The organism is Geomonas sp. (assembly GCF_056994735.1).
This window is the reverse complement of the sequence record NZ_JBXKJL010000032.1, coordinates 1-11,593: the sequence shown is the minus strand read 5'-3', so window position 1 is coordinate 11,593 and position 11,593 is coordinate 1. Positions and strand designations below refer to the sequence as shown.

The window sequence follows — 11,593 nt, the reverse complement described above, 5'->3', positions numbered from 1 at the left end:
CTACCGAGCCCACCGCCATCCAGCTCGTTTCCGGCTACAGCGGCTTCGGGGTCCACACCCTCCTATCAATCGTCACCTCCTTCCCCAAGACCTACAAGAACCTGGTCTTCGTCTCGGTCGCGGTCATCGATTCGGGCTCGTTCAAGGGGGCCGAGGAGATCGAGGCCCTGGAAGCCTCGGCCAAGGCGAGCCTCGAGAAGTACGTGGATCTGGCCCGAAGGCTCGGCTTTGCCGCCGATTACCGGCTGGCGGTCGGCACCGATGTGGTCGAGAGCGCCGTCGAGATCTGCAGGGAACTCGGGGAGGAGTACCCCAGGTCCACCGTCTTCACCGGGCAGCTCACCTTCCGCCTGGAGAAGTTCTACCACCGGATGCTGCACAACGAGACGGCCTTCTCGATCCAGCGCCGGCTGCAGTGGGACGGCCTCACCACCGTCATCCTCCCGATCCGCATAGGGGGGTGACCGGGCTCACGGGGATGAAGCAGTTCGACGGAGGTGCCGTCTTGTAAGCATTGCCTTGTAATAATGGAGGATTTACACTGGAGCCATGACCAGGAATTATTGGAACTTTACCGCCTCCGCCGGAAAGAACATTCTTTCCACCCATCTCGGCGCTGTCGTGCTCGTTGCCGCCGCAACCCTGCTGTGCGAGCTGGCCCGCCCCTACCTCTCTCCCATCAACATGGTGATGGCTTACCTGCTGGCGGTGGTGGTTGCCGCGGTCTCTCTCGGCCGCTGGCCCGCCATCGTCGCCGCCTTTCTCGGCGTCTTCGCCTTCGATTTCTTTTTCGTTCCCCCGCGCTTTTCCCTCACCATCGCCGATAAGGAGTACCTGGTCACCTTCCTGGCCCTCTTCACTGTCGGCGTGGTCATCAGCACGCTGATGGCCAGAGCCGGGGAGCGCCTTGAGGCCCTGCGGGCCCGGGAGCGGCATACCGCGAGCCTTTACCGCCTGAGCAGGAAACTGGCCGCCGCCGCAGACACTCGCACCATTCTCGCCGCGGTCATAAGTAACGTCGAGGAGAGCCTGGGAGCGCAACTGGCCGTCCTGCAGCCGAGCCAAGCGATAGTGAAGGTAGAAGCGGCGAGCAGGGGGCTCGAGTTGGAGCAAAGCGATCTCACCGTCGCACAGTGGTGCTTTACCAGCCGCCGTATGGCCGGGCGCGGCACGAAGTCCTACGGCGGCGCCAGGCTGACCTACCTGCCCCTCAAGGCGCCGGGCTCCACGCTGGGGGTGCTGGGGATCAGGCTCGATGACAGGGAGGACCCGCAATCTCCCCAGACGCTTCACCTGCTCGAGTCCTTCGCCGCCCAGACGGCCATGGCCCTGGAGCGGGTCCGGCTCTTCCAGGAGGCCCAGGAGGCCCAGATCCTGAAGGGGCGGGAGAACCTGGAGCGGGCCCTGCTGAACTCCATCTCCCACGACCTGCGCACCCCGCTTTCCGCCATCACCGGCGCCGTGAGCGCCGTCCTCGACGAAGGGGAAAAGCTCGGGGAAGCCGCCCGGACCGAATTGCTGGAGACCGCCCGGGAGGAGGCGGGGAGGCTCAACCGTTTCGTGGCCAACCTGCTGGACATGACCAGGCTGGAGTCCGGGGCGCTGCGTCCCCGGCTGGAGCCATCCGACGTCGAAGACCTGATCGGATGCGCCCTGGCCGCGGTGGAAAAGCGGCTGGGGACGACGGAGGTCGAGGTAAAACTGGCAGCCGATCTCCCACTGGCACCCATGGACCCGGTTCTGATGGTCCAGGTCCTGGTCAACATCCTGGACAACGCGATCAAGTTTTCCCCGGAAGGCGGCAAGGTCGAGATATCCTCCCATTGCACCGGCGGCCTCCTGGTCATCGAGATCGCCGACCGCGGCCCAGGACTCGCCACGCAGGACCTCGGCCGGGTCTTCGACAAGTTTTACCGCACCCCCGTCCCCGAGGGGCTTGCCGGGACCGGGCTGGGCCTCTCCATCTGCAAAGGGATCGTGGAGGGGCACGGCGGCAGCATCCGGGCCGAAAACAGGGAGGGGGGCGGGCTGAAGATCATCATCACCCTTCCGCAAGAAACTCCAAAGGAGGCGAACCTGCATGAGCACTGAAGGCGCCAGGGAAAACCTCCCCCGCATCCTGGTAATAGATGACGAAGCCGCCATCCAGCGCTTCCTGAAGGCCGCCCTGGACACGGTCGAGTTTTCGGTGCACCAGGCGACGACCGGACATGCCGGGCTCGCAGCTGCGGTCGCGGTGCGGCCGGACGTGATCCTGCTGGATCTGGGCCTGCCCGATCTTGACGGCGTGGAGGTGATAAGGCGCATCCGCGAGTGGTCGCAGGTGCCGATCATCGTGGTCTCGGTGCGCGAGCGGGAGGACGACAAAATCACCGCTCTCGATGCCGGTGCCGACGATTACCTGACCAAGCCCTTCGGGATCGGGGAGCTGCAGGCGCGGGTAAAGGTCGCCCTGCGCAGGGCGGTGCAGGAGGCCCCTGAGCCTGTCTTTCATACCGGCGATCTGCAGGTGGACCTGCCGCGCCGCCGGGTCACCGTGCGAGGAGAGGAGGTGCAGCTGACCCCGACGGAGTACGAGTTGCTGCGCATGCTGGCGACCCACGCGGGGAAGGTGCTGACCCACAGCCAGATCCTGAAGCGCATCTGGGGGACGGCGTACGTGGAGCAGCCGCACGTCCTGAGGGTCAACATCAGCAACCTGAGGCGCAAGATCGAGCTGGATCCATCAAGGCCACGCTACATACTCACCGAGCCGGGGGTCGGGTACCGCCTGAAGGCCGCGGAGTAGTTCTTGCCGCTGAAAACGGCGGTGCGGTATGGATCTGCGATTCCAGAGTCGAGAGTGAAGAGACGGTGTGGCAGCGCGGGTTCGAGGGAAAGAGTCAAAAGGTTGTCGCTTCGGAGGATTCTTGGGGGGGTGCTTCGGGGAGTGTCAAATTTGCCGATCTGGAGGGGAGGTCCCCTCCAGATCGACGTTTGAGACTAGAACAGCTTGAGGACGGACTGGGCTGCCTGGGAAGACATGGACAGCGAGGTGGTGCCGAGGGACTGACGGGTCTGCAACATCAGCATGTTCGCACCTTCCGTGTTCATATCTGCCAGGGTGAGGTTGTCCGCACCGGTCTGCAGCGTGCTGATCATGCTGTCGGTGAAGCTCTGGCGGGTGGTGATGATGTTCATGTTGGCTGCCAGAGTCTGGGTGTTGGAACGCAGCGTGGTGATGGCGGTGTCCATTTTGGCAGTGTCGGTGGTGATGTCGGAGACGGTCTGCCAGTTGCCGCTGGCGCCAGAGAGGCTGAGGCCCGTGGAGGTACCAAGGAAGCCGATCACGTTAAGCTTCGAGGAGGCGTCCTCGTTGAAGTTAACGGTCAGGGTGTTGGTGGAGCTCAGCAGGTTCAGGCCACGGTACCCGGAGTCGGAGGAGATGTTGTCGATCTGGCTCCGGATGGTGTCGTACTGCGTTGCCAGCTTGGACTGCACATTGGTGTCGCTGGTGGAAAGGGCGGACTGGGCGACACCTTTTGCTGCGTTGATCAGGCCGGTTATCGCGGAGATACCGGCGTTTGCTGCCTGCACGGTCTGGACAGCTTCTGCCATCCCGTCCTTACGGTCGGAGAGGTCGCTGGCGCGCTGATTGGCGTTCTGGGCTGCGAAGAAGTTGGTCGGGTTGTCCAGTGCGCTGTTGACCTGCTTGCCGGAAGAGAGCCTCTGCTGCGTTCTGTTCAGAAGCTGGCTGGTGTTCTGCAGGTTAAGAAGGTTGGTCCTCATTCCTGCGGTGAGTGAGATATCGCTGGTCGACATGTGTGTTTCTCCCTTTCTGGTGTTTTTTGTTCCCGGCTTCTTGCCGGGTTTTCCTACGGCCGATGCCAGCCTTTTTACACCAGGCGTGCCACTTTAATTCGATTTTCCCAATAGTTAGGGGCCACAGGAGAGGGAGAAGCCATTCTCCCCCCTCCCCATGAGAACCTCTCCCCCAAAAAATCATTAAGGATCACGGGCCGTTGTCCTCATCTGACCGGTACCTCCTCTTGCGGCGGAGCCTGGACAGGAAAAATCTTCGGGACGGTAGAAAAAAATATTGTGGCGGGAAGAAAATTAGAGTAGCAACCGCTGCCGTCGCTGCGGTCGGGATCCGTGCCCCTGCTTCTTATAGAATTCTGGACAAGAGTCAAAATTCCGTCACACGCCGTGAAGGTATATTCTGCGCGTTAGTCAAAGCGGTGACGGTGACCGGATGCCGGCACGGATTGTCATCAGGAACTTCGGGGAAATCAGTAGGTAATGAAGGAGGTAATGGGGAGTCAGGGCAAAAGGAGGGGAAGGCAGGGTACGTGCCTGGCCTACGGCACGGACCCCGCTGGGTAATTCTATTCGACCTTCATGGGCGACTTCTGCAGCCTCTTATAGTAGAAGTTCTGGCCGTAGAGGACGGCGATGGGGTTATGGCCGGTGACGCGGTCCTTGACGACGAGGGTGGTGACCGGGGCCTTCGAGTGCTTGTTGAACAGCATGTCGTGGCCCACGCAGAGCCCCACGATGACGTTCATGTCGGTACCGAGCTCGTTACAGATCTCGGCCTGGGCGATGGGATTGCAGGCGGGCTCGAAGGTGCCGGGACGAACCTTGTCCTCTTCCTTCAGCCCCAGCTCGTTCTTGTCGATGCTCCCCGCCTTGCAGCAGACGCTCAAAGGCGTCAGTCCCTGTGCCCTCAGGATCGCGGAAAGCCGCTCCGTCTCGTCCAGGAGACCGATGCAGGTGGCGATGCCGATCTTCTGGTAGCCCATCAGCTTCGCGAAGGCGATGGTGTCCTCCACCCTGGTCCAGCGCGCATTGATCACGTCGCTTCCCGGTGTCGGCTGATAGCAAAGCCCCTCCACCCTTGCCGCCACGTAGGCGATCTTGGCGTCCTCATTCTCCCCCTTCAGAAGGTCGACGGCCTCACCGATGACTTCGGCAAAGTTGCCCGCCGGGCAGTTACCGGGGCGCGGAGGGGTGGTCTCGGGGTTCCCGCTCCAGCAGTTGGTCGCGCCGCTTTTTTGCCAGACGGCGCTGCAGCGCGAACAGGAGACGGCAACGGTATTCTCGCTTTCCATATCAACCCTCCTTTGTTACCCCTTCTCCGGGGCCTGTAGCTGGACCAGCACGTAGGGGGAGACGATGAGGCAGAGAAATTTGCTGGCATTCTCCGCATCCCATCGCCCTATCTGCTCTGCCGAAGGCTTAGCCAGCAGTCCTGACGAGATCCAACGCTCCACGCTCTTCACGTCATCGGCGGCGAGGCTCGCGCCTACCTCGGCGAGATCGAGCATCGAGTCGACCACGATTACGCCGCCCCTTTCGAGATGGGCCCGCAGCGCAAACCAGTCGGTCACATCTATCTTGGTGGCAAGCTCTTCCTTTGATTCTGTCATCTACCTTCTCCGATATTTAAATTTGCCCGGCTACGGACGAAGAGCATTCGGTGCAGGAGCAGCGTTACCGCCGCGGTTCGCGCCCGGAAGGGCACTCCTACGCGAGACGCCAGAGGCGAGGCCCGCTACTCCAGTGCCTTCTTGAGCTCTACCAGCATTTCCCGGAGCTCGACCACTTCCTGGCGCAGCCCTGCCAGCTCCTCCTCGAGTCTGGCGATCTTCTCCTCGTCACCCCTGGATCTCGGGACGTCAGCGGCTCCGGCAGCTTCCAGGGCGGCCAGATCGGGCTCGCCGGCGAAGAGGTGGCAGAAACGCGGCTCCTTGCGCCCTGGCAGGCGCGGCAACTTCGCCACCATGGGAGGTGTACGCTCCATCAGGTCGTTCAGCACGCTCTCGACCTCGGAGAGATCGGCGAACTTATACATCCTCTCTCCCCGGGTCCTCAGCTCCCCCACGGTCTGCGGCCCCCGGATCAGGAGCTCGCAAAGCAGCGCCAGCTCGGCTGGAGAGAACCGGAACTTCTCGACCAGGGCGTGGCGGTACTTGGCCACCCGTCCCCCGATCCCGGAAACCAGCGCGTACTGCTTGAACCTCAGGGAATCGAGGGCCTTGGTCACCTCGCTCTCGTCCAGGGTCATGACCGGATCCCGGTTGGACTTCTGGTTGCAGGCGTTCACCAGGGCGTTCAGCGAAAGAGGATAGTATTCCGGGGTGGTCAGCTCCTTCTCGATCAGACAACCCAGGACCCGCACCTCTATATCATTGAGTGTCACATCCATGTGCGCTCCTCTTTACGGCTCAAGTATTTGCGGGGGAAGGTCCAACGGGACGGGTGAAGTGAAGCAGCTCTCCACCCGGCGCTTTCCATCTAGCTCGCAACTCCGCTCCGGGCAAAATTACTCGATAACCGGCACGGGATCAACCGTAAAAAAAAAGCATTCGCAGCAAACGGCGCGGCAGACCGTCCTCGGACAGGCGAGGAGTGCGTATCTGGTCCATTCCCTTTTAGTTGTAAAACGATATTTTATTTGTTATGGTATCTGCACCGGGCCGCAGAGGGGCCAAGGCCAAACCATCGAGGAGATCAGCATGACGAGTACTTTAGACTTCAGGAGAATGAATAAGATGATCAGGGTCTTCGGCGTGGTCCAGATCGCGCTGGTGGCTCTTCTCGTGTACATGGCTGTGAACTTCCAGCAGAAACTCCGGATCGAGGGGAGGGAATTCCGTTTCATGCACGGGGTGCTGGCCTCTTTTGTCGTTCAGCTACTGCTGTTCTATCCGATCTTCCGCTTCGCCTCGAAGGAGGCCGATCGCGATCTCGCCCTGACGGCCGCCGGGCTCACCACCGAACAGATGAATGCTTTCGCCAAGCAGAAGCGGTTCGCCGATATCATCAAGATCGCCACCCTCGGCTTCTTCGTGGTCTTCGTCACGGCAGCGCCGAACGATTCCTTCGTCCTCAGCGTCATCTACTACAGCTTCATCCTCACCATCCTCACCTATCTCCAGTGCTACAACTTCGCGGCGAGAAAACTGAAGGACAAGGCAAACGCCTAGCGGCTGGAAGGCCCCATCCCCGAACTGTGCGGGGTGGGGCTCCCCTGTCATTTCTTCGATTCAGCCGATTTCGAGCGAACCTGTGCGATCCGCTCCTCGGGCAGTCCGAGCCACTCCAGGAAACTCTGGTGCCCCGACGGGTTTTCCCGCTCGAACAGGGTGTGCCAATGCCCCATCATCTCGTCGTCCAGCCCCAGGGCCCGGAAACGGGAATTCCACTCCTCGACCGTGACCTTCCTCTCTTTTCTTTCCATGACGTGACCTCCTCCGGCAGACTCCATAATTGTTCCAAATCGTGGATCGGCTGTAAAGGACCCTCGCCTGCGGCGCCTTGAAAAATAATCGTCCCTGAAGATTTTACTGGACTACCGGCCTTGCTCGCACGTACATTCAGGGGGAATACAGGGCGTGCAATAAAAACAAAAGGAAAGATCGAGATGGCAACTGCAAAACAAGGTGACAAGGTAAAAATCAACTACGTCGGCACCCTCGAGGACGGCTCCGTTTTCGATACCACCATCGAAGACGAAGAGAGCTGCGGATGCGACGATGAAGGCTGCGATGACGAAGGCTGCGGCTGCCATGGCCCGATGGAGATCACCATCGGAAATGAAGACTTCTTCCCGCAGGTCGAAGAAGCCCTCATCGGGATGGCCCCTGGCGAGAAGAAGACCATAGTGATTCCGGCGGAGGACGCCTTCGGCGAGTACGACGAGGACGAGGTCTTCTCCATCTCCCGCGAGCAGCTTACCGGAGACATCGTACCGGAAGTAGGGATGGAACTCGAACTGACCGGCGACGATGACGAGCCGATCGAGGTGACCGTGGTCGAGGTTGCAGAGGACACCATCACCGTCGACGCCAACCACCCGCTGGCCGGCGAGGATATCACCTACGAGATCGAACTGCTGGAAATCCAGTAAAAATCAGAGACCAAGGTGCATGGAAAGGGCGGCCTCCAGGGCCGCCCTTTCCGCTTTCTCCCGCCATCAAACCCGAACCATCATCAGATCATGACCAATAATGCGACTATGAACGAAGCTCCCGCCGGAGCAGGAACGGCTCCCGGCGCGAGGCTGCCGTGGGCTCACGGGGAAACCCCGCTGATGCTGGCCCCCATGCAGGGGCTCACCAACCGGGCCTTGCGCTCCGCCTTCATCGACTGGGTGCGCCCCGACGCGGTCTTCACCGAATTCATGCGGGTAAATCCGGTCGCCGCCAAGAAAAGGCTCACTCCCGGCGATCTGAAGGAGATAGCCCCGGAGGAAAAGGGCGTGCCCCTGGTCGTGCAGTTGATCGGCCACGGCAGGGAAGCCCTGGTTTCTGCTGCCCAGCTTGCCCAGGACGCCGGAGCGGTCCACATCAACCTGAACATGGGATGCCCCTACGGACGGATGACCAGCGGGCTCACCGGTGGCGGGATGCTGAAGCGCCCGGAGCTGCTGGAGGAGATCATCCCCGCCCTGCGGGAGGTCATTTACGGCACCTTCTCCGTCAAGCTTAGGGCCGGCTATGAAGACCCGCGCCAGGTATTCTCCCTGCTCCCCCTCTTCGAATCGGCCAAGGTCGACTTCCTGGTGCTGCACCCGAGGACTGTCCGTCAGGCCTACAACGGCTGGGCAGACCACGCCATCACCGCCGAGGTCGTGAAGGAGACGGCGATTCCGGTGATCGCCAACGGCGACATCAGGAGCAGCGCGACCGGGTTGCGGATCTTGAGGGAGACGGGAGCCGCCGGGCTGATGCTGGGAAGGGGGGGCATCGGCGAGCCGATGCTCTTCGAGAGGCTGCGAGGGAGAGCCTGCGCTGAACCGGAGGTGGAGGAGAGGAGGGCGATGCTTCACCGCTACCTGTCCGATCTTCTCCCCCGCTATTGCGCGCTCTTCTGCGGAGACGCCCAGATCCTCGGAAAGATAAAAGGGGTGGTGGCCAGTGCGGAGGACCCGGAACTCGACCGGGTGCTCAAGAAACTGAAGAGATCGAAGAACCTGCAGGCCTTCAGGGAGGCCATGGAGGACTTGAGGTAGGAGGTTCGGCCGGGGCGGACGCCCGAGTCTACTTCTCCCAGTAATCCCTGGCGAAGAAGAATACCGCGATGGCGACGGCCAGTGAGGCGACCGGGATCTGAAATGCGGCATGGAACGCCTGCCCCGGCAGTTCCGGAGCCATCTTCCGGAACGACCCTATCACCACTCCCATTATCTGCTGGGTCGAGGCCGCTCCCATCAGCACGAAGAAGTTCAGCGAGGTCAGCGCCGTCCCGACTATCCGGACCGAGAACATGGAACGGACGATGGGATAGATCATGACGCCGCTGGAGACCGCCAGCCCCATCACGAAGAAAAATATCACCACTGCCGCATAGGGCATATGCTCCACCAATCCCAGGAAGGCGGTCATGAGGAGCAACAGCAGCATCTGCCCCGCCAACAGAGTCCTCTTGTAGGAGTGAAGGATCTTCCTGGCCACGCTGTCAATGAAGAGGCTCCCGGTGATGAAACCGAGCGACGTGTACATCAGCATCTGCCCCGTCTGGGCCCGTGTCAGCTTCAGCACCTCCATCAAGTAGGGCCCGCCCCAGAGACCTTGTACCGCAAGGTAGTTCCCATACCAGGCGAAGGCGACGGCACCCAAGAGCCAGAAGTCGCGATTGCCAAGAATCTGCTTCCACGCCTCCACCATTCCCACCGGCTGATGTGCAGCGCCCGTCTCCTCCTGCTGTGCCACACACGGCCGGTCTCTCACCAGCAGGAAGACCAGCACCGTGACCACGGCCTGCAGTACCGCCACGCCCAGAAATGATGCCCGCCAGCCTATCAGCGCCACGGCCAGGGCCAGCGGCGCCGTTCCCGCCACATTTCCGAGATTTCCCACCGCTACCATGAACCCCGAGACCTTCCCGAATTCCCGCTTCGTGAACCAGTGGCTGAAGATGGTAAAGGTTGCCATGAGGACGCAGGCCGTGCCTACTCCAATGAGGACGCGACCGGCCATCGCGGCCGCCATGCTTCCGGCCTGGGAAAAGATGAACCCGCCGATGGCAGTGAGGACACCGGAAAAGCTGATGACGATCCGCCCTCCCAGCCTGTCGATCAAGGGGCCGAGGGGGATCTGGGCTGCGGCGTAGACATAGAAGAGGATGCTGGAGAGGGAGCCAAGCTGGGCGGGGGACAGGCTGAGGTCACGCGAGAGATCCGCCGCCACCACGGCGAGCGAGACGCGGTAGAAATAGACAAGGATGTAAACCTGTGCCAGGACGAAGAAGATTCCCCAGCGCTGGCGGCGCAGCCGGTTATGCTCGTGCATGTTGTCACTCCCCCCGGCACTCTAACACAGCGTTATGAACCGGTTCAATCAGAAAGAGCTGAAATGAATGCCGGCCTTACTGGCCGAAAGGAAGATGAGGGGGCAAGACAGGATCAATCCGATAAGCTATTAGAAACAGAGTCGTTTCATCTTGAAGGCCGCGCCTTTTGGGATACCCTCTTAGGGCAGCCGTCAACTGCAGCAGACATATCTGCGTGGCAGCCGCCCCACCCCCTGCCCCCTCCCGAAGGGCGAGGGGAGCGTCGACCATGCAGGCCAGGAGATTGACCATGTTCCTCGAAAGCGATCTCAAGCTGGGGTTTTCGGACGTGCTGATCAGGCCCAAAAGGTCGAACCTGAAAAGCCGCTCCCAGGTGGACCTGCAGAGGACCTTCAAGTTCCTCCACAGCAAGCACGACTGGACGGGCATCCCGGTTATCGCCGCCAACATGGACACGACGGGGACCTTCGGGATTGCCGATGTGCTCTCCAGGCACGGAATGCTGACGGCGATTCACAAGCATTACCAGGTAACCGACTGGAAGAGCTATCTCCACGACAAGGATGACTCCATCTACAACAGGATCATGGTCAGTACCGGCACCTCGACTGCCGACTACGAGAAGCTGTCCACCATCATCAACAACCACCCGAAAATCGATTTCATCTGCATCGACGTCGCCAACGGCTATTCCGAGAACTTCGTTGGCTACGTGGTGAAGGTACGGGAGGCGTTCCCGCAGAAGACCATCGTGGCGGGGAACGTGGTGACGGGAGAGATGGTCGAGGAGCTGCTCCTTTCCGGCGCCGACATTGTCAAGGTCGGGATCGGCCCGGGGTCGGCATGCACCACCAGGATGAAGGCGGGGGTAGGGTACCCTCAGCTCTCCGCCGTCATGGAGTGCGCCGATGCGGCGCATGGGCTGGGGGGGCGGATCATCTCCGATGGCGGCTGCACCTGTCCCGGCGATGTCGCCAAGGCCTTCGGGGGAGGGGCGGATTTCGTGATGCTGGGGGGGATGTTCGCGGGGCACGACGAGAGCGGCGGGCAGATCGTCGAGCGCGACGGAAGGCGCTTCAAGCTCTTTTACGGCATGAGTTCGATCACCGCCATGGAGAAGCATGCGGGAGGGGTTTCACCGTACCGCGCATCGGAGGGGAAAACGGTCGAGGTGCCCTATCGCGGGGCTATCGACGAGACGGTGAGGGAGATCCTGGGAGGAGTCCGCTCCGCCTGCACCTATGTCGGCGCGGCGGCATTGAAGGAACTGACCAAGCGGACGACCTTCATCCGCGTTCGCGAGCAGGAAAACCGG

The 11,593-nt window shown here is 61.3% G+C and carries 12 protein-coding genes and 1 pseudogene; 7 read left to right on the top strand and 6 right to left on the bottom strand.

What is annotated here, in order from left to right; genetic code table 11:
- The 3 genes and pseudogenes from AC11W3_RS01485 to AC11W3_RS01475 form a co-directional block, all read left to right on the top strand.
- Window positions 1-464: pseudogene (locus AC11W3_RS01485) on the top strand (amino acid transporter); the annotation flags it as partial.
- An 85-nt stretch (window positions 465-549) separates the two neighbouring features.
- Window positions 550-2,091: a DUF4118 domain-containing protein gene (locus tag AC11W3_RS01480; protein ID WP_484089287.1), complete on the top strand. Its 1,542-nt coding sequence runs from the start codon at window positions 550-552 to the stop codon at window positions 2,089-2,091.
- Entirely contained in the window at window positions 2,081-2,788 is a 708-nt protein-coding gene (locus AC11W3_RS01475) for a response regulator (RefSeq protein WP_484089286.1), read from the top strand. The genes AC11W3_RS01480 and AC11W3_RS01475 overlap by 11 nt, the downstream gene beginning before the upstream one ends.
- Window positions 2,789-2,982: 194 nt before the next feature.
- Here the strand turns inward: AC11W3_RS01475 and AC11W3_RS01470 are convergent, their stop codons facing one another.
- From AC11W3_RS01470 to AC11W3_RS01455, 4 genes are all read right to left on the bottom strand, one after another.
- The gene (locus AC11W3_RS01470; protein ID WP_484089285.1) at window positions 2,983-3,801 is read right to left on the bottom strand and encodes a flagellin N-terminal helical domain-containing protein; all 819 of its coding nucleotides are present in this window, start codon (window positions 3,799-3,801) and stop codon (window positions 2,983-2,985) included.
- A gap of 566 nt (window positions 3,802-4,367) precedes the next feature.
- Window positions 4,368-5,093 carry a DUF1847 domain-containing protein gene (locus AC11W3_RS01465; RefSeq protein WP_484089284.1) on the bottom strand — a complete coding sequence of 242 codons (726 nt, stop codon included), beginning with the start codon at window positions 5,091-5,093 and terminating at the stop codon, window positions 4,368-4,370.
- 15 nt (window positions 5,094-5,108) lie between these two features.
- Complete coding sequence (locus AC11W3_RS01460; protein WP_484089283.1) at window positions 5,109-5,411, bottom strand: DUF2288 domain-containing protein; 303 nt, start codon at window positions 5,409-5,411, stop codon at window positions 5,109-5,111.
- Between the two features lie 125 nt (window positions 5,412-5,536).
- Window positions 5,537-6,190 carry a YceH family protein gene (locus tag AC11W3_RS01455; RefSeq protein ID WP_484089282.1) on the bottom strand — a complete coding sequence of 218 codons (654 nt, stop codon included), beginning with the start codon at window positions 6,188-6,190 and terminating at the stop codon, window positions 5,537-5,539.
- A 310-nt stretch (window positions 6,191-6,500) separates the two neighbouring features.
- On the opposite strand from AC11W3_RS01455, the gene AC11W3_RS01450 reads away from it, so the two are divergent.
- Complete coding sequence (locus AC11W3_RS01450) at window positions 6,501-6,971, top strand: hypothetical protein (protein WP_484089281.1); 471 nt, start codon at window positions 6,501-6,503, stop codon at window positions 6,969-6,971.
- Window positions 6,972-7,018: 47 nt separating this feature from the next.
- Here the strand turns inward: AC11W3_RS01450 and AC11W3_RS01445 are convergent, their stop codons facing one another.
- Window positions 7,019-7,225, bottom strand: a complete 207-nt coding sequence (locus AC11W3_RS01445; RefSeq protein ID WP_484089280.1) for a MerR family transcriptional regulator — start codon at window positions 7,223-7,225, stop codon at window positions 7,019-7,021.
- A 183-nt stretch (window positions 7,226-7,408) separates the two neighbouring features.
- On the opposite strand from AC11W3_RS01445, the gene AC11W3_RS01440 reads away from it, so the two are divergent.
- Together AC11W3_RS01440 and AC11W3_RS01435 are read left to right on the top strand one after the other, a co-directional pair.
- Entirely contained in the window at window positions 7,409-7,894 is a 486-nt protein-coding gene (locus AC11W3_RS01440) for an FKBP-type peptidyl-prolyl cis-trans isomerase (protein WP_484089279.1), read from the top strand.
- A gap of 108 nt (window positions 7,895-8,002) precedes the next feature.
- A complete protein-coding gene (locus AC11W3_RS01435; protein ID WP_484092363.1) occupies window positions 8,003-8,998 on the top strand; it encodes a tRNA dihydrouridine synthase in 996 nt (331 codons plus the stop codon).
- Window positions 8,999-9,026: 28 nt separating this feature from the next.
- Here AC11W3_RS01435 and AC11W3_RS01430 read toward each other — a convergent pair whose 3' ends face one another.
- The gene (locus AC11W3_RS01430; protein ID WP_484089277.1) at window positions 9,027-10,277 is read right to left on the bottom strand and encodes an MFS transporter; all 1,251 of its coding nucleotides are present in this window, start codon (window positions 10,275-10,277) and stop codon (window positions 9,027-9,029) included.
- A 290-nt stretch (window positions 10,278-10,567) separates the two neighbouring features.
- Between AC11W3_RS01430 and AC11W3_RS01425 the strand changes: the two genes are divergently transcribed.
- Window positions 10,568-11,593: GMP reductase (locus tag AC11W3_RS01425; RefSeq protein WP_484092362.1), on the top strand; the 1,026-nt coding region annotated here is incomplete at its 3' end.